Origin of the sequence: Dactylosporangium sp. CA-233914 (assembly GCF_050942935.1) — a bacterium.
In the GTDB taxonomy this organism is placed as follows: Bacteria; Actinomycetota; Actinomycetes; order Mycobacteriales; family Micromonosporaceae; genus Dactylosporangium.
This window is the reverse complement of sequence record NZ_CP192030.1, coordinates 3,831,079-3,848,563: the sequence shown is the minus strand read 5'-3', so window position 1 is coordinate 3,848,563 and position 17,485 is coordinate 3,831,079. Positions and strand designations below refer to the sequence as shown.

The 17,485-nt window shown below is 70.1% G+C and carries 17 protein-coding genes; 7 read left to right on the top strand and 10 right to left on the bottom strand.

The genetic code is table 11. The features are described 5' to 3' along the window. Positions 1 to 1,341: a carboxylesterase family protein gene (locus ACQPY0_RS17655; protein WP_432990109.1), complete on the bottom strand. Its 1,341-nt coding sequence runs from the start codon at positions 1,339 to 1,341 to the stop codon at positions 1 to 3. 134 nt (positions 1,342 to 1,475) lie between these two features. Between ACQPY0_RS17655 and ACQPY0_RS17650 the strand changes: the two genes are divergently transcribed. Then, on the top strand, positions 1,476 to 2,690 hold the full coding sequence (locus ACQPY0_RS17650; RefSeq protein WP_432990107.1) for a glycosyltransferase: 1,215 nt from the start codon (positions 1,476 to 1,478) through the stop codon (positions 2,688 to 2,690). 179 nt (positions 2,691 to 2,869) lie between these two features. Here the strand turns inward: ACQPY0_RS17650 and ACQPY0_RS17645 are convergent, their stop codons facing one another. From ACQPY0_RS17645 to ACQPY0_RS17635, 3 genes are read right to left on the bottom strand one after another with little or no spacing between them, the layout of a single operon-like run. After that, positions 2,870 to 3,091, bottom strand: a complete 222-nt coding sequence (locus ACQPY0_RS17645) for an SDR family oxidoreductase (RefSeq protein WP_432990105.1) — start codon at positions 3,089 to 3,091, stop codon at positions 2,870 to 2,872. Positions 3,092 to 3,136: 45 nt separating this feature from the next. Next, positions 3,137 to 3,610, bottom strand: coding sequence for an AAA family ATPase (locus tag ACQPY0_RS17640; protein WP_432990103.1), 474 nt, complete (start codon positions 3,608 to 3,610; stop codon positions 3,137 to 3,139). A 57-nt stretch (positions 3,611 to 3,667) separates the two neighbouring features. After that, complete coding sequence (locus tag ACQPY0_RS17635) at positions 3,668 to 3,817, bottom strand: hypothetical protein (RefSeq protein ID WP_432990101.1); 150 nt, start codon at positions 3,815 to 3,817, stop codon at positions 3,668 to 3,670. A gap of 294 nt (positions 3,818 to 4,111) precedes the next feature. Between ACQPY0_RS17635 and ACQPY0_RS17630 the strand changes: the two genes are divergently transcribed. Further along, entirely contained in the window at positions 4,112 to 5,692 is a 1,581-nt protein-coding gene (locus ACQPY0_RS17630) for an AfsR/SARP family transcriptional regulator (protein WP_432990099.1), read from the top strand. Between the two features lie 10 nt (positions 5,693 to 5,702). Here the strand turns inward: ACQPY0_RS17630 and ACQPY0_RS17625 are convergent, their stop codons facing one another. The 5 genes from ACQPY0_RS17625 to ACQPY0_RS17605 all read right to left on the bottom strand — a co-directional run bounded on the left by ACQPY0_RS17625 (position 5,703) and on the right by ACQPY0_RS17605 (position 10,917). Further along, a complete protein-coding gene (locus ACQPY0_RS17625) occupies positions 5,703 to 7,280 on the bottom strand; it encodes a protein kinase domain-containing protein (RefSeq protein WP_432990096.1) in 1,578 nt (525 codons plus the stop codon). Positions 7,281 to 7,701: 421 nt separating this feature from the next. Continuing rightward, the gene (locus ACQPY0_RS17620) at positions 7,702 to 8,565 is read right to left on the bottom strand and encodes a hypothetical protein (RefSeq protein WP_432990094.1); all 864 of its coding nucleotides are present in this window, start codon (positions 8,563 to 8,565) and stop codon (positions 7,702 to 7,704) included. A 158-nt stretch (positions 8,566 to 8,723) separates the two neighbouring features. Continuing rightward, entirely contained in the window at positions 8,724 to 9,368 is a 645-nt protein-coding gene (locus ACQPY0_RS17615) for an isochorismatase family protein (protein WP_432990091.1), read from the bottom strand. Between the two features lie 35 nt (positions 9,369 to 9,403). Beyond that, positions 9,404 to 10,435, bottom strand: a complete 1,032-nt coding sequence (locus ACQPY0_RS17610; RefSeq protein WP_432990089.1) for an LLM class flavin-dependent oxidoreductase — start codon at positions 10,433 to 10,435, stop codon at positions 9,404 to 9,406. Next, positions 10,432 to 10,917, bottom strand: a complete 486-nt coding sequence (locus ACQPY0_RS17605) for a hypothetical protein (protein WP_432990088.1) — start codon at positions 10,915 to 10,917, stop codon at positions 10,432 to 10,434. Before ACQPY0_RS17605 ends, ACQPY0_RS17610 begins: the two co-directional genes overlap by 4 nt. A 188-nt stretch (positions 10,918 to 11,105) precedes the next feature. Here ACQPY0_RS17605 and ACQPY0_RS17600 point away from each other — a divergent pair, with 188 nt between their 5' ends. Further along, positions 11,106 to 11,702, top strand: a complete 597-nt coding sequence (locus tag ACQPY0_RS17600) for a TetR/AcrR family transcriptional regulator (RefSeq protein WP_432990086.1) — start codon at positions 11,106 to 11,108, stop codon at positions 11,700 to 11,702. A gap of 76 nt (positions 11,703 to 11,778) precedes the next feature. Here the strand turns inward: ACQPY0_RS17600 and ACQPY0_RS17595 are convergent, their stop codons facing one another. Then, a complete protein-coding gene (locus tag ACQPY0_RS17595; RefSeq protein ID WP_432995944.1) occupies positions 11,779 to 12,003 on the bottom strand; it encodes a hypothetical protein in 225 nt (74 codons plus the stop codon). A 206-nt stretch (positions 12,004 to 12,209) separates the two neighbouring features. Between ACQPY0_RS17595 and ACQPY0_RS17590 the strand changes: the two genes are divergently transcribed. The 4 genes from ACQPY0_RS17590 (at position 12,210) to ACQPY0_RS17575 (ending at position 17,471) form a co-directional block, all read left to right on the top strand. After that, positions 12,210 to 12,686 carry a nuclear transport factor 2 family protein gene (locus ACQPY0_RS17590; protein WP_432990083.1) on the top strand — a complete coding sequence of 159 codons (477 nt, stop codon included), beginning with the start codon at positions 12,210 to 12,212 and terminating at the stop codon, positions 12,684 to 12,686. A gap of 5 nt (positions 12,687 to 12,691) precedes the next feature. After that, on the top strand, positions 12,692 to 14,203 hold the full coding sequence (locus ACQPY0_RS17585; protein ID WP_432990080.1) for an amidase family protein: 1,512 nt from the start codon (positions 12,692 to 12,694) through the stop codon (positions 14,201 to 14,203). Between the two features lie 6 nt (positions 14,204 to 14,209). Next, entirely contained in the window at positions 14,210 to 14,905 is a 696-nt protein-coding gene (locus tag ACQPY0_RS17580; protein WP_432990077.1) for an IclR family transcriptional regulator, read from the top strand. A 70-nt stretch (positions 14,906 to 14,975) separates the two neighbouring features. Further along, positions 14,976 to 17,471 carry an ATP-binding cassette domain-containing protein gene (locus tag ACQPY0_RS17575; RefSeq protein WP_432990074.1) on the top strand — a complete coding sequence of 832 codons (2,496 nt, stop codon included), beginning with the start codon at positions 14,976 to 14,978 and terminating at the stop codon, positions 17,469 to 17,471. Positions 17,472 to 17,485: the final 14 nt, after the last annotated feature.

Sequence of the window (17,485 nt, the reverse complement as noted above, 5' to 3'; positions counted from 1 at the left end):
TCAGCCCCCGACCGGGAACGACCGGACCGAGCCGTCCGCCGTCCAGCCGTCGCCGACCAGGCCGGCCGCGCCGTACCAGGCGAACGCGAGCCAGGCCCCGCGGATCTCGTGCCCGTCCGCATCGACCCGCTCCCAGGCGCGCCCGGCCAGGATCGGCGCGTGCGCCCACGCGGCCTCCGCACCGAAGAGCAGGGGCAGGTCGACGCAGTGGCTCGCGCCGTGAAGATACGGGAATGGACCGGGATCGAGCCGATACCGGAACACGGTCGCGCCGGCGCGAGCGAGCAGGCCGGCGAAACGCGCGTTCGGACGGGTGAACACGAACGCCGTGCCGAGCCGGATGGCGAGCCGTTCGAGGGCCGGTCCGGCCAGCGGGATCCGGCGCGAGATCGGGCCACCGGCGAGAAAGTGGGCCATCTCGTCGCGGGCGGTGCCGATGATGACCTCCAACCCGGGCGCGCGCCGGCGGCACCGCTCCCGCCACCCCGCCGCGTCGGGCAGCGGATCGACGCCGGCGGCGGGCGCGAACGTGGGCGCCTGGTTGAGCCCGGCCGGCCCGGCGAGGGCGCGTTCGGCGGCGAGCTGCGCCGCCACGATCTGCGGGATCGAGGCGTCGTGGGGATCGCCGCCGAGCGCCGAACGGAAGTGCCGCCCGGCACGGACGGCGCGCGTGCCGTCACCGATGCCGAGGCCGAGCGGCGCGCTCTGCAGGACGGCGCGGCGCAAGAGCGGAGGGTCGTCGTCGAGGGCGGTCGAGCCGAGCAGGGCGGCGATCGCGTGGGCGCCCGAGGACTGCCCGACGACGGTGACGTTGTCCGGGTCGCCGCCGATGAACGTGGCGTTGGCGCGGACCCACCGCAGCGCCTCCACGAGGTCGAGCAGGCCCTGGTTGCCGTCGGAGACGCCGGGCAGGCGCAGGAAGCCGAGCGGGCCGAGGCGCGACGTGACGCCGACCACGACGGCGTCACCCTCCAGGGCGAGCCGGGCGCCGCTGTAGCGCGACCAGGAGGAGGCGCCGGTACGGTACGAGCCGCCGTGCATGAAGACGATCACCGGCCGGCGGGCGCCGTCCGCGCCCGGTGTACGGATCGTGAGCTCGAGGCAGTCCTCGGTCGCCGGGAGGTCCTCGACCGGGCCCAGCGACGAGTCCTTCCGGTTCGGCGGCTGGGGGCAGATCCCGCGTGGGGCCAGCGCGTCACGCACGCCGGACCAGGCGACCTCCGGCTTCGGCGGGGCGAAACGGTCGGCGGTCGCGTAGCGGACGCCCAGCAGGACCGTCAACCCACCTTCGCGACGCCCGCGCAACGTGCCGTCGCCGACGGTGACCAACACCTCTTCCACGCGCGTCACGATAGACGGGGCCCAGTGCGCAAGATGTGTACGCTCCCGGCGTCGACGCGGTCACTTTTTCGGCATTGGCCGGTAAATACGCTCCAGCCCGTATCGTTTGCCACTCACATCGAACGGAGCGCGCAGTGGCCCGCACCATCATCGCGTCGACGCCCGCCCACGGGCACGTCGCCCCACTCCTGACCATCGCCGCGGACCTGGCCCGCCGCGGCCACGAGGTCACGATGCTCACCGGGAGCCGGTTCGCGGCCGCGGTCGAGGAGACCGGCGCACGGTTCGTCGCCCTGCCCGACGCGGCCGACTACGACGACCGCAACATGCACCTCAAGTTCGCCGGACGCGCCGAACTGGCCCCCGGCCTCGCCCAGATCACCTACGACGTCAACCACGTCTTCGGCGATCCGGTGCCCGCCCAGCTCGAGGCGCTGCGGGCCATCCTGGACGACTTCCCGGCCGCCAGCATCATCGCCGACAGCCTGTTCCTCGGCGCGCAGGCCCTCTCCCTGAGCACACCGCGCGCCGAACGGCCCACGACCATCGCCATCGGCATCGCACCGCCGCCCGTCTCCACCGACTGGGACCCGACGATCTTCGGCGACATGCAGGCCTACCTCACCAAGGTGTTCGCCTCCGTCGGCGCCGAGCTCCCGGACTTCATCCTCAACAGCGTGCTCAGCGTGCCCGACCACTACCTGCAGCTCACCGTCCCGGGCTTCGAGTATCCCCGCACGGACGCCCTGCCCTCGTTCCGGTTCATCGGCCCGCTGGCGCCGAGAAGTGACCCGAACCCCGAGGTGCCGCACTGGTGGACGAACCTGCGCACCGACCGGCCCGTCGTGGTCGTCACACAGGGTACCTTCGCCAACGTCGACCCCACCCAGCTGCTCGTACCAACCATCAACGCACTCGCCGGAACGGACGTGACCGTGGTGGCCGCCACCGGCCGCGGCGGCGGCGCCGACACCCTCCGCCAGCACCTCGGCACGGTTCCCGGCAACGTCATCCTCGCCGACTACGTCTCCTTCGACCTCCTCCTGCCACGAGCGTCCGCATTCATCACCAACGGCGGCTACGGCGGCGTCCACACCGCACTGCGGCACGGCGTCCCCATCGTCGTGGCCGGCATGACCGAGGACAAACCGCTCATCGCCCAACGCGTCGAATGGAGCGGCGCCGGCGTCAACCTCCACACCGACCGGCCGAGCGAGGCGGCGGTACGCGACGCCGTCGACACGCTGCTCACCCAGCCGGCCTACTGCATCCGCGCCATCGCGTTGCAGTCCGAGATCTCCCGCTACGACGCGCTCAGCGCCATTGCCGAGCTGGTCGACGCCGGCTGAACCGGATGGCTCCGCGTGGCTCCTCCGGCCTCGAGGAGCCCTGGCGCAGGATCTCGGCCATCGCCGCCGGCTGCGCTCCTGGTGGTGACGGCCCGCCCGCGGGGACAAGCCGCGAGCGAGCCGCTGGACGCGGCCGGCGGCCGCACGGCAGGCGCCGTGCGGCCGTCGTCCCGGCGGTCTCAGGTGTTCAAGGCGCCGTCGATGTCCAGGCTGGCGCCGTTGACGTAGCCGGCGGCGGGGCTCGCCAGGAAGGCGACGAAGTCGGCCACCTCGCGCGGCTGTGCGAACCGGCCGGCCGGGATCAGCCCGCGCATCATGTCGGCGAACGCGCACTCGGCGGCGAGCTCGCGGCCGGTCCCTGGGTGGCCCTGAAGACATCGGCCGACTTCACGATCTGCCATCCGACCACACGCGGTTGCAACGCCCGGCCGGTGCGGCAGGAACGGTCACAGGTAGGGCCCAGGCATGGCAGGACGTTCCACAGTGGATGGTCCGGTGCCGTGTCGCAGGGCGTACAGGTCGGCGATCGTCGCGCCGGCCGCCGGGACCCGGGACGCGGTGCCGAGCCAGGCGGCGGCCTCGGCGGGCGGGAGCGGACCCAGCTCGATGCACGCCAGGCAGCGGCCGGGGCGGGTCACGGCGGGGTGCAGGCGGGCCAGCTCGTCGTTGGTCGTGATCGCGAGCAGCACGTCGCGGCCCTGGCCGAGCATGCCGTCGGTGAGGTTGAGCAGCCGGGACAGCGACTGCCCGGCGGCCTGCTTCGCCTCGCCGCGGATCAGCTCGTCGCAGTCCTCCAGGACGAGCAGCCGGCGACGCTTCCCCGCCTGATCTTCGGCGGAGGACTCGTTGAGCAGGACGGTCATGAGGTACCCGGGCTCGGCGAACAGGTGCTCCGGGTCCGGGCTCCGCTGACGGTCCACAGTGTATGTCCATAGTGGACGCCGACGTGGATGCTACGGTGGAGCCCAGCCCGGCGGTCACTTCACGAAGCGCAGGCCGAGGCTGACGAACCTGTCGAAGCCGCAGCCGGTGAGCAGCGCGCGGACGATCCGGCGCGCGTACAGCGGGTTGCCGCCGGCTCGCGCCAGTTCCGCGACGAGCCCCGGGCCGGGCGGCGCCTGAAGCACACGGCGCGGCAGTCCGCCAGCAGCCGCAGCGGAAACGCCTCCATCAACGCGTCGGCCGCGGATCGCAACACCGCGCAGCCCGAGGCGACGCCGTCCACGAGCCGGGTCGTCGCCCGCAGCAGCCCGGCCCGCCCGACGATGTCGCCATCGAACACCCGGACAGCTCACCGTGCCCACGTTGACGACCGGTTGACGCGCCGCGTGGCCTCGGTCGGGTCCATCCCGGCATGCACTTTTTCTTCACAGCGCCCTCTTTAGGATGCCGCCGCACGCACGACTGGGGAAGGGTGCACGGTGGACGGCAGTCTCAACCTGGGGGTTCTGGGTCCGGTCCGGGGGTGGCGCGGCGGCGTCGAGGTCGACCTCGGTACCCCTCAGCAACGGATCGTGCTCAGCGCGTTACTGTTGCACGCGGGCTCCGTCGTCGCACCGTCGTATCTGGTCGGTGTGCTGTGGCCGGAGCAAGCGCCCGCGACGGCGATCAACACGGTGCGCACGTACGTGTCGCGCCTGCGCCGCGTCCTCGAACCGGCCACGATCGAGTCGGTCCCGGGCGGCTACTCGCTGCGGCTCGACCCGGAGGCGGTCGACCTGGAGCGGTTCCGGGCACACGTCTGCCGGGCCCGCTCCCTGCACCACGAAGGCCGGCCCGAGGCGGCACTGCACGCGTACCAGGCCGCCCTGACATTGTGGGACGGGCCGGCGCTGACCGGCCTGCCCGGTGCATGGGCGCGGGCCCAGCGCGACGCGCTCGCCGAGCTCCGCTTCGCCGCCGACCTGGAACGGCACGCCATCCGGCTCGGCCTCGGCCCGGCACCCGAAACGACGGCCGAGCTGACCGACCTGGTCCGGCGGCATCCGCTACGCGAACGCCCCCGCGAACTGCTGATGTACGCACTGCACCGGGACGGCCGGCGCGCCGAGGCCGTCGCCACGTACCGCGAACTGCACGCCAAGCTCACCGACGAACTCGGCATCGAACCGGGCCCCGGACTGTCCACAATGTACGAGCGAATCATGTGCGGCAATCCGGCGCTCGACGCACCGGAGCAGCCGTCGTCTCCCCCACCCGTCCACCGTGTGCCTCCCGAGGGCGATCCACAGCGGGCGCCGCTGTGGATCGCGCTGCTCGGCCCGCTACGGGCCTGGTGGCTGGGGCACGAAATCGAGCTGGGCACACCACAGCAGCGAGCCGTACTCGCCACACTCGTCCTGCACCGGGGCACGCTCGCCACCGTGGACGACCTGGTGCGCTCGATCTGGGGCAACGGGGCGCCGCCGGGCGGGGTCGGCACCGTCCGCACGTACGTGTCGCGACTGCGCCGGGTCATCTCGCCGCGTGCCGAGCGGGCCGGCGGGCCGATCACCTCCTCGTACGAGGGGTACACGCTGCCGGTCGAGGCGCTCTCCTGCGACGTGACGGACTTCCGGCGGCTGCGGTCCCGCGCGTCCACGGCGCGGCGCAACGGGGACCTCGCCGGTGCCGCCGCCACGCTCGACGAGGCCCTGCGGCTCGTCACCGGCGAGCCGCTGACGGGTGTGCCGGGCGAGTACGCGGAAGGCCAGCGGCAGCAGCTGTCACGGGAGGTTCTCGGCGCCCGCACCGAGCGCATCGACCTAGATCTCGGTCTAGGCCTGCACGGCGAGACCGTCGCCCAACTCACCGCGCTCGCCCGCAACCATCCGTTCGACGAGCGGCTGCGCGACCTGCACATGCGGGCGCTGTACCGCACCGGGCGGCAGGCCGAGGCACTCACCGTCTTCCACGACTTCCGCCGACTGCTGCGCCGCGAGCTGAACACCGTGCCAGGCCCCGAGGTCGAACGCACCCACCAGCGCATCCTCCGCGCCGACCCGGTACTCCTGCGAATCTAGCGCCATACCCTCACGTGCCGAGGATGTCGAACTCCGTCACCGAGACCCCGGTCGAGGTGTCGCAGCGGGCGAGACTGTTGAGCCGCACGTAGCGAGCGGGGGCCGCGGCGATGCGGATCTCGTCGGTGCCGCCGTCGCCGTTGCGCTGCGAGTACACCGTCCTCCAGGTCGCACCGTCGAGCGAGACGGTCACGTCGTAGCTGCGCGAGCACGCCGTGTGCCAGACGATGCGGAAGCCGGTGACGGTGTGCTCCTGCGCCCAGACCGCTTGGAGCCATGACTGGGCCTCGGGACGGCTGGCCCAACGAGTGCTCGCGTTGCCGTCGAACGCGAACCCGGCCGTGTACGCGGCATTCGGATCGCTCTGCTCGCTGGACTCGTTGGTGGAGGTCAGCAGGCGGGACAGATTCACGCCCGCCGGCGGCGGCGTCGCCTGGCCGGACGGCCCGGGCGTGGGCGTGGGCGTGGTCGTAGGGCTGGACGTGGACGAACGGAACGGCCGCACGGAGCCGGTCGAGCCCGCCGTGGCGGAGACCGGCGCGGACCGCGAAGCCGCCGGGGCCGGATCCTCCGATTCGGACGGTTCGGCGTTCGCGGGTACGTCCGGCGCCGAGCCGGTCACCGCCGTGCCGTGCGGCTGCGCCATCGCGAGCGCCGTCACCACCGTAGCCACGAGCGCCCCGCCGGTGACGGCGCCGACCAGCAGCCGCTTGCGTCCCGGCGTCCGCGGTGCCCGCTCCAGCGGTGCCGGGCCCGGCGGGTCCGGGACTTCCGGGTCGGCGACCTGGCTCAGCAGCCGCTCCGCCGTCGCGGCGTCGATCCGATCGCGGGGATCCTTGCGCAGCAGCCCTTCCACGACGCTCCACAGCGGACCGGCCCGCTTCGGCGGGGGCACGGGTTCGGTCGCCAGGGCGGCGAGCGTCGACATCGTCGATGAACGCTCGAACGGGGACTTGCCCTCGACCGCCGCGTACAGTGTGGCGCCGAGCGACCACAGATCCGACGGCGGTCCGATCGGCCCGTCGACCGTGCGCTCTGGCGCCAAGTACGCGGGTGAGCCGACCACGATGCCCGTTCGCGTGACGATCGGGTCACCGGCCGAGATGGCGAGCCCGAAGTCGGTCAGCATCACGCGCCCGTCGTCGGCGAGCAAGACGTTGCCCGGCTTGACGTCGCGATGCAGAATCCCGGCCTCGTGGACGGCGACCAGCCCGGCGAGGACGGCCAGCCCGATCCGCGCCACCCGCCGCGGCGGCAGCGGCCCATCGTCGACGACGACCTGGTGCAGCGAGCGCGACGGCACAAGCTCCATCACGATCCACGGCCGGCGCCTGTGGCGCAGCACGTCGAACACCCGCACGACGTTGGGGTGGTTCAGCTTCGCGATCGCCCGTGCCTCGCGCATCGCACGCTCACCGGCGTCGTCGCGCTCGCTCTCGGCCAGGTCGGGCTGCACCGCCAGCTCCTTCAGTGCGACGTCGCGGTGCAGGATCTCGTCCCGCGCCAGCCAGACCCGGCCCATCGAGCCCTTGCCGAGCTCCCGGACCAGCGCGTAGCGGCCGGCGATGACCTCTTCGTCCTTTGTCACGCCGCGCGCCGGAAGGGGTTCGGTGTGCGAGCGGTCCTGCGTCGGGGTTTCGTCTCTATCGGTCACTTGAGGCTGTCCTGCGGGTCATTGGGGCAGTGGCGGAAGGATGGAGCGGGAACGGCGCACCGATCTCAGCGCCGCACCCGGATTCGAACGTAACGCCGCAAGTTGACGTTTCATCAATCCGGCGCTGACCGCAGAACCCAACACAGTCCGGCCATCCTGGCGCGCGTCGCCGGTCGCCGCGACCAGGAGAAGCGCCGTTCGATGCCGTCCCGAACGACCCGAGCCCGGCCACGGCGGCAGCCGCTGAACCCCACGCTCCCTGGATGAGCGGGATGCTCCCGAGCGCCAGACCGGCACCGCCGGTACCAACCGCCGGCGTTGCGTCAGCCGTTGATCCACCGGTGGCGTGCTTGTCTCACCAGGCTCGGGCGGGTCGGGGCACGATGAGCCGCCAGTCGGTGCAAGCCGGCCAGTCCGGGTCCGGCGGCGGCAGGACCGGCAGCAGGGCCGCGAAGACCTGCTCCGCCCGGTCCGCCGTGTACTCCTGCGGGTGCTCGGTCGCCCGGGCCAGTACTCCACCCGTGGCCAGCGCGGTAACCTCGACGAACGCCCCGGTCGCGCGCAGGGCGTCGACCCCGCCGAGCCGGGCGGTCAGCTCTGCGGGAATGACCGTGGCCCACTCGTAGCCGCGCAGCTGGGCCCGAGAGGCGTCGGCCGACGTCGTGTCCAGCAGCCGCAGCACACCGTCGAGCTTCGTGCAGCTGTCCGGGGCGTGGTCCCGGACGGTCAGCTCGCCGTAGGCCGGGTCGGCCGCGTCACCGAACCGGCGCAGCACCTCCAGTACGGCCGGGAGCAGCATGTGCTGCGTGCCGGAAGGCGACGAGACGAACAGCCGCAGCCTCACGTGCCGGCGCTCCCGCAGCCGATGCAGCCGACACTGGATCTCGTACGGCTGGTACGGCTCTGGGATCTCGTACGACCACGTGGCCGACCACCACCACAGCCGGTCGTTGAGGCCGTCCTGCCACCGCTTCGCGCGCACCGTGGGTCCACGCCCGTGCACACCCTCACGGCCGTACAACACGACCTTCGGTGTCACCCCCGGCGGCGTGAACGCCGGCACCACCAGCCCGGCGATCAGGTCGTACCACAGCTGCAGGGCCGGTGCCACCGGCTCGACCGGGTCGGCGCCGTCCAGGTACAGCGCGACCGCCAGCTCGTCGGGCTCCGGCACCTCTCCGAAGATCCACGCCGGCGCCTGGGCATCGTCAGCGCTCACGCCGTTCCCTCCGTGACGTTCCGCGGGTGGTTCACTCGCGGAGCGTCCGACTTGTACGTCGAGTGGGTGCCAGAGTTGGTCAGCCGGATCGTCGACTCCCATTCTGTGAGGCGTTGAGTCAGGCCCCGGCGGGAGGTGCTCATGAACATCATCTCTGCTCAGGCGTTGGTGGGCGTCGGTCGGCCCTGGTTCACTCCGGCGAAGAAGGTGCGGCCGGCCATGCTCATGGCCGGCTGGTAGGCGGTCATGAGCTCAGTGCGGTAGGACGCGTCGGTGAACTGCGGGTCGAGCTGGAACTCGGCGGCAACCGACCACCAGGTCACCGGTACGGCACCGGCCATTGTCATCCGTTGCACTGCGACGTCGTGCGCTTCCCGGCTCAGGCTGGCGGACGCGTCGACGACTACGTACGGCTGGTAGCCCTCGCGTAGTGCCCCGAGCACGGTCTGCAGGACGCAGCCGTCGGTGGCGATGCCGCCGATGAGCAGGTTGCGCCGGCCGGTGGCGCGTACCGCCTTGGCGAAGCCGGCGTCCAGGAAGGAGTTGAAGGCGGTACTGCGCTCGATGACCGGCTGGTCGCCGATGACTTCGAGCAGTTCGGGATAGAGGGGGCCGGACGGCTTGGATGCCTCGCCGTTGGTCACGACGAGCCCGCTGCCGTAGAGCTTGGCGGTCTTCGCCAGGCCTGCGACGTTGGCGAGATGCTCGCGCAGATCGTGCGAGCGCAGCAGGTTGGCGAAGCCGACGGCGTAGTCCACGAGGATGACTGTGCTGTTGTCCGGAGACAGCGGTTCGAGATCCATGACGATCCTTCTCAAGGTGTTCGGTCGGTGGTTCGTCAGCCGGTCATGGCGCGCACGGCGGGCGCGATCTCGGTGCCGAGGCGGTGCAACGAGGCCTGCACCATGGGGGCCGGCAGCCCGCCCCAGTCGATCAGGAGCAGGACCCGGTCGAAGCCGATAACGTCGTGCAGTTGCCGCAGCTTCTCCGTCACGTGGCCGGCGGTGCCGATCATCAGCGCCTGGCCGGGTCGCAGCCCGTCGGCGAACGCCTCGGGCGAGACGACGTAACCGGTGCCGCCGGGCCGCTTCGGGCGCAGGAAGTCGCGATAGTACGGGTAGGTCGACGCCGCCTCGTCCGGCGAGGCCGCGCCGAAGTAGTGCGCGGCGATGCCGACGCGGAGGCTGTCGTGGTGGCCGGCCCGCCGACCGGCCGCGCGATAGAGGTCCACCAGGCGACGCAGGTGTTCGGGCGTCCCGCCGAGGTAGCCGAGCATCAAGGGCAGCCCCAGTTCGCCAGCGCGGGCTGCGCTGGCCGGCGTGCCGCCCGCACCGATCCAGACCGGCAGTGGAACCTGCAGGCTCCGCGGTGTCACCCGGGCGTCCGACAAGGGCGGCCGGTGGACGCCGCGCCAGGAGAGCACCGGTTCGGCGCGCAGCCGTAGCAGCAGCGCCAGCTTCTCGGTGAACAGTTCGTCGTACCGTTCGATGTCGGCGCCGAACAGTGCGAAGGGTTCCGGGTAGGCGCTACGGCCAACGTTGATCTCCGCTCGGGCGCCGCTGAGCAGATCGAGCGTGGCGAAGTCCTGATAGACCCGGACCGGGTCGTGGACGCTGAGGACGGTGACCGAGCTGGTCAACCGGATGCGGGTGGTGTGCGCGGCTACCGCGGCCAGCACCGGAACGGGGGACGAGACGACAAAGTCGGGGCTGTGGTGTTCGCCGACGCCGAAGACGTCGAGTCCCGCCTCGTCGGCCTGCACGCCGAGTGCCACGATCTGGGCCATCCGCGCGGACTCCGGCACGACCGTCCCGTCGACGGTGCGCGGCTGGCGGTCCGACAGCGTCGCCACGCCGATTTCGATGGTCATCGCGGATCGGGAACCCGGGTGGCGTCCTCGTCGTCGACGGTGAGCCAGCCGTTGCCGAGGTCGGTTTCGCCGACATGGTGGTAGTGGTCCGGCCCGGTGCGGGTGAACGTGTCCCGCAGCGGCACCGTGTGGCCGCCCATCGTGATCGTGCCGAGAAAGACGAGGCGGTCGTCCTCCCAGCCCTTGGAGCGCTGGGTTGCCCGACCGCCGTTGCCGTCGAACCATTCCGCGACGAACTCGCCGGCGGCCGCGTCGTAGCCCCAGACGTAGCGTGCGGTCAACGGCGCCGGGTTGTTCTCGGTGGCGAGTTCCTCCGTGCGCACGACCGTCCAGAAGCCGCGGTCTTCGCTCGTACCGACAATCCTCATCTCGATCGGCTTCGCAGCACCGAACGGCGTGTCGTGGAACCGCCCGGCCGCATGCCAGTCGCCGACGAAGAAGTCCAGGTCGCGCATGCGGGGGTCTGGCTGAGGGATGGACATGGCGTTCTCCAGTTCTCGCATTCGCATTAAACGGAAGTGGTCTTCCAGTTAGCCGACGCTAGCATATTTGGAAGACCCCTTCCATATGACAGGTGGTGTGACTGATGGCACGGGCGGCGGACGGTTCCGGTGGCGACGGCACGGCAGTTCGGCCGCGGCGCGCGGACGCTGAGCGCAACCGGCAACGGGTGCTCGCCGCGGCGGCCGAGGTGTTCGCCGAATCGGGCATCGACGCGCCGATGAGCGACGTGGCGCGGCGGGCGGGCGTGGGCATCGCCACGCTGATACGCAACTTCCCGTCACGCGAGGACCTCATCGCGGCCACCTTCGACGATGCGATGGCCGCCTATGTCGAGGTCGCAGCGGCGGCTGCCACCGCCGGGGACCCTTGGGAGGGGTTCTGCGACTTCATCCAGTACGTGTGCCGCATCCCCTGCCACGACCGGGGCTTCACGCAGGTCCTCACCACCATGTTCCCCGGCGTCGAGCGGCTCGAGGCGCAGCGGCAGCGCGCCTTCCGCGACTTCGTCCGCGTGGTGTCGCGCGCCAAGGCCGCTGGGCGGCTGCGTGCCGACTTCTCCCCGCATGACCTGCCACTGTTTCTGATGGCCTGCGGCGGGGTGGCGCGATCGCACACACCGGCGCTGGCCACTGCCGGGCACCGCCTGGTCGGTTACCTGCTGCAAGCCTGCGCGGCGCCCAGCACCACACCGCTACCGTCAGCGCCGCCGCCACGGGCGCTGTATCAGGCACTGGAGGCCGGGCATCGCCGCGACAACGGGTGAGCGCCTGGCGCGCGGCGCCCCCTGTTGATACCGGTGGTGCATCTGTGGTGTCCGCCGCACACCACTCCACCAGGCTTCAGCGCGCTTCCACCGCGCGATTGGCATTGCCCGCAGGATCTTCGCTCAATCCATCGCCGTCGCCGAGGTGTTTGTTGATCGGCGCGGCCAGCCGGCGCAGCCCGGCCACGTCAGCCTGATCAACCCGGCCGGGTTCATCAGCACGTCCGACTTGATCCGCCCGCCGATTGTGCGCCAGCACCACACTGCCGTCGCCGCAGGAACATGCCCGCGACGCGACCATCCTCGACCTGCGGCGGCGTAGCGGCACGTTCTACCCGGCTACACAGCACTCTCCGCGCCCGCCGGTCCCATTACCAGCGCAGACTCGGCCACCAAGCCAGCCGGAGATCAAGTGGCGCCGACTATTTACAGCATCCGCGATTTGAGCAAGCATAGCCGTAGCGCATAGCGCACGCCTTGAGCGAATAACGCACATGGAGGCACGTGATGTCAGACCTGGATCAACGAGTCGCCGTTCTCGAGGCCGAGAGCGCAATCAAGGCGCTCAAGGCCCGCTACGCGAGGCTGTGCGACGCGGACTACCCCCCGGCGGAGCTGGCTGCTCTGTTCACCGAGGACGGCGTCTGGGAGGCCGACCGCGGCGTAGGACGTCACGTCGGCCGAGCCGCGATCGAGGAGTTCTTCACCGGCATGTGCGAGCAGTACGTCTGGGCCCAGCACTACATGCTCACACCGAGCATCCAGGTGGCGCCGGACGCCAAGTCGGCTCGCGGCAGCTGGTACCTGCTCATGCCCTGCATCGAGGTGGTCGACGGCAAGAAGGTCGCTCGCTGGATGATGGGCCTCTACGACGACGAGTACGTGTGGACGGACAAGGGCTGGATGTTCTCGAACACTCGCCTCCGGTTCGAGGTCCACGCCGACCACGCCACCGGCTGGGTGCCGGCCCGGTTCGCCGGGTGAAGCCGATGCGCCACCTGACCTTCGCCGACCTGATGTCCCTGTCGTCCGAGCTCGGCCTGGAAATCGCTGAAGCCGACCTGAAGGACTACCAGAACGTGGCCGACGACATCGTCGCCACCATCGCCGCGCTCGACAGCCCGGCTCAGGACAACCAAGCGGTCCGCGCTCTCGGCACGTCCGCTGTCCGCGAGGTCGGTGACCCTGCTGAGCGTGGCCACGATCCGTACAACGCACTTGTCCGGCGCTGCTTGGTGACGGGCAGGGCAGACGGCCCGCTCAGCGGATATCGGATCGCGATCAAGGACAACCTGGCCATCGCGGGGGTCCCGATGACCGCGGGTTCGCGGTTCATGGAGGACTACGTCCCGGTCGCGGACAGCACGGTCGTCGCGCGCCTGCTCGAGGCAGGAGCGGACATCGTCGCGGTGACGAACATGGACGCACTCGCCTTCTCGGCGGGTGGGGAGACGAGCGACTACGGGACGATCCTCAATCCCCACGACCTCAACCGCACGGCCGGCGGCTCATCCGGCGGCAGCGCTGCCGCCCTGTGGTACGACGGGATCGACGCGACTCTCGGGACTGACCAAGGTGGTTCGGTCCGTGTGCCGGCGTCGTGGTGCGGTGTCCTCGGGCTCAAGCCCACGCACGGTCTCGTCCCGTACTACGGCGGCATGGGGGTGGACCACACGTTCAACCATGTGGGACCGATGGCCCGCACGGCCGAGGAGCTCCGCAATGTCCTTGAAGTCATCGTCGAGGGTGGTCCGCACTTGCCTCCGGACGACGCGACCGCCGATGCGGACCGGCCGCTCGCCGGTGTCCGCATCGGTTTGCTCGCCGAGGGTCTGACCGGGGAGCTTGCTGACGGCGTGGCCGATAGCTTCCACGCTGCCTTGGCGCGTCTGCAGGAGATCGGCGCGGAGGTCCGCGAAGTATCCGTGCCAGAGCTGCGCACGTCGGGCGACGTGACGTTCATCAGCTTCATCGAAGGCATGTGGGACTCGATGACCAGCGCTGGCAACGGGATGCAGCACCTCGGTCCGTACGACGTCGACTTGGCATCGGCGCTGCGCGGTGCGCTCGAGCGTCGACCGTCCGACCTTCCGGCGACCGTCAAGGTGACGGCGATGGTTGGCAGGCACCTGCGCCAGACGTACCACGGAACCCTGTATGGGAAGGCGCAGAACCAGAAGCGAGCGATCCGTGCGGCCTTTGACCGCCAGTTCGACGCGTGCGACGTTCTCGCGCTTCCGACATCGACGTTTCCTGCGTTCGAGCACCGTCCCGAGGCCGGTATCGCCGAACGGATCTCCCGTGGCTGGTCAACCATGGACAACACCTCGGTGTTCAACATGACCGGCCACCCGGCGTTGAGCATGCCGGCTGCGAGCGTCGGCCATCTTCCGCTCGGGGTGCAGCTCGTCGGACCACATCACGCGGACTTCCGGCTGATTCGGATCGCGCAGGCGTACGAGTCCGTTTTCGGTTGGCAGCCCGCCGAGGCAGGGGCCTGATCATTGGTGACTGAACAGAACGGCGTCGCTGCGGGGCCGACCTCGCAGACCCTCGAACGAGGCATCCTCGTTCTCCGTCTGCTCGCCGACTCACCGGACGGCATGACGACGGCGCAGATCGCGAACGCTCTCGGTCTGCACCGGACGATCGTCTACCGGATCGTGAACACCATGGCCAAGTACGGCCTGATCGGCACCGGTCCGGACCAGAGGCACGTTCTCGGGGGAGGGATCCTTGAGCTCGCCCGCGGGGTCCACCGCGACCTGCAGGCCGTCGCTCGGGCGGTTCTTCCCGATCTCGCCGAGCAGACTCTGGCCACGGCGAACTTCGCCGTTCCGGACGGGTCCGAGGTATTGGTGCTCGCTGTGGTCGAGCCGAAGAACGCGTCCGCCCACATCGCCTACCAAGCGGGTCAGCGTCATCCCATCACCACCGGATCCGCAGGCCTGGCGATCCTCGCCGCACGCCGGCCGGCTCAGGATGAGCGTCCCGAGGTGGTCCACGCCCGGTCACGGGGATACGCGGTCTCGCACGGCGAAGTCATCCCCGGAGTCATCGGCGTGTCCATGGCGGTCGTCGACCGGCACGGCGAACCGATTGCCAGCGTCGGCGTGACGGTCTTCAAGGACAGCGACATCGACGACCGACTCATCGGCGCACTTGGAAGCGCAGCACAGCGGATCGCGGAGGGGACGCTATGACCGACTCGACAGATGAGAAGGTGGGCATCACGTGACGGAAGCCCCGAACGACGCGTCCCGGCTCGACGTGGTGAGCGACGCCGCCCCGCCGGCGGCTCTGGACCTGGACGGGATCAACAAGACCTTCGGAGGGGTCCGCGCGCTCACTGACGTTGCTTTGCGCGTGATGCCGGCCACGGTCCACGCCATCGTCGGTGAGAACGGTGCCGGAAAGTCGACCCTCATGGCCATTGCCGCTGGGACGCTCGGTGCGGACAGCGGAACGGTGAGCATCGGCGGTGAGCGCACGGACTCGCCGAAGCCCAAGGACATGCGGGCCCGCGGACTCTCGATCGTCTACCAGGAGCCCGCTCTCGTGCCCGATCTCACGGTCGCTGAGAACCTCCGGCTCGCAGTTGCGAAGGAGCTCAGGCCCGGCTGGTCCCGGCTCAACCAGTGGGCTCGCGACCAGATCGCACGCTGGCACCCCGAGCAGGTGCTCGATCCGCGAACCCCCGTTCGGGACCTCGCACCCGATCAGCGCTTCATCGTCGAGATCTCCAAGGCCCTGGCGCAGGAGCCTCGAGTCCTCGTGCTGGACGAGCCCACCGAGCACCTCTCCAACCGGGATGTCGAGATCCTGTTCGCGACGGTTCGGCGCATTGTCGCCAACGGGTGCGCAGTCATCTACATCTCGCACCGTGTGCGCGAGGTCATGGAGATCGCCGACGTGATCACCGTCCTCCGGGACGGACGGATTCGCGGCACCCATCGCTCGGCCGACGTGAGCCAGAAGGACATCGTCGACCTCATCGTGGGGCGCGAGCTGATGCAGATGTACCCGCCGAAGCCCGAACCGGACAGCGGCCGGCCTGAGCTGCTGGTGGTCGACCAATTGTCCGGAAAGGGCTTCGCCGGCATCAGCCTTGCGCTGCACTCCGGTGAGATCCTTGGGCTCGCGGGCATCGATGGGCACGGTCAGCGGGAGGTGCTGCGCGCGCTCGCCGGTCTTCACGCAAGCTCCGGCCACGTTTCTCTGGCCGGCCAACACATCAACTTCCGAGGGGGCGCGCCGGCGTGCTGGAACGCCGGCATCGCCTTCGTCCCCGGTGATCGTCACCGCGAAGGGCTCATGCACAGCCTGACCATTCGCGAGAACGCGGCTGTTGCCTCCTTGCGGCGGATGTCCCGGATCGGCTTCGTGCGCGGGCCCGTTGAGCGATCAGCCGTTTCCCGCATGATGACGTACCTCAGGGTGAAGGCTCCCTCCGCCGAAACGGTGGTGGACGACCTGTCGGGTGGCAACCAGCAGAAGGTGGTCCTCGCCCGCACCCTGGTGAGTGAGCCGAAGGTCATCCTCGCGGACGAGCCAACCCAAGGCGTCGACGTGGGTGCCCGCGCTGAGATCTACTCAATCCTCCGCAACGCCACGACCCAAGGTGCCGGCGTGATCCTGGTCGCGGCGGACGCAAGTGAGCTCGCGGGGATCTGCGATCGGGTACTCGTCTTCTCCAGCGGTCGGATCGCCGCAGAACTGGTCGGGGAGGAGGTCACCGAGCGCAACATCACCGGAGCTGCCCTCATGGCGGAGCAGGAGCGCAGTGATGGGTCAGCGGAGCCCCGTCAGCGCGGACGCCTCGCCCGCTTGATGGATAGCGACTACGCACCGTGCTTGGCAATAGTCGCCGCAATCGTGGCTCTGGGTGTGGTGGCCGCCTCGCGGAACGAGTTCTACCTGACGACGCGCAACTTCAGCGGGATGCTGCTTCTGCTCGCGGGGGTCGCCTTCGTCGCACTTGCCCAGCAGGTGGTGATGCTGACGGGCGGCATCGATCTGTCGGTCGGTCCGCTGGCCGGACTCATGGTGGTCGTCGCGTCCTTCGTACTGTCGGATCAGACCTACCGCCAGATCGGTGACGCGAGCTGGATCATCCTGTTCACGATCGCTTTGCTGATCGGTGTGGTCAACTGGGTTCTGATCGACATCGTGCAGATCACGCCCATGATCGCGACGCTGGTCACCTACACCCTGGTCCAAGCGATCTCCCTTCTGCTGCGCCCGACGCCGGACGGCACCATCGCGTACTACGTCGGCGACTGGATCTCCGCGAAGGTCGGCTTCGTCCCAGTACTCGCGATCATCGCCGTTGTCCTCGCGATCGTCCTGGAGTACTCACTGCGGAGGACTACGTGGGGTGTCGCGATCCGGGCCGTCGGTTCGAGCCCGCGGGCCGCGACCAGCAACGGCGTCCCCGTACGACTCGTCCGGCTCTGCGCATACGTCGGCTGCTCGGCGGTCGCGTTCTGCGGCGGGCTCGCCCTGATCAGTCAAGTCGGCTCCGGCGACGCGGGCGCAGGCCTGAGTTACACGCTTCCCAGCGTGACGGCCGTCGTCCTCGCCGGTGCGAGTCTCTTCGGCGGCCGGGGCACGTTTGTCGGAGCTTTCCTCGGAGCTCTGCTGCTGCAGCAACTCGACACCGTGAACGCGTTCCTCGGCCTGGACGAGGCTTGGAAGAACTACCTGCTCGGCGTCCTGACCCTGGCAGCGGTCGGGTTCTACTCGAAGATGAGGAACCGCAATGCCTAGGTTCGATCTCCGTG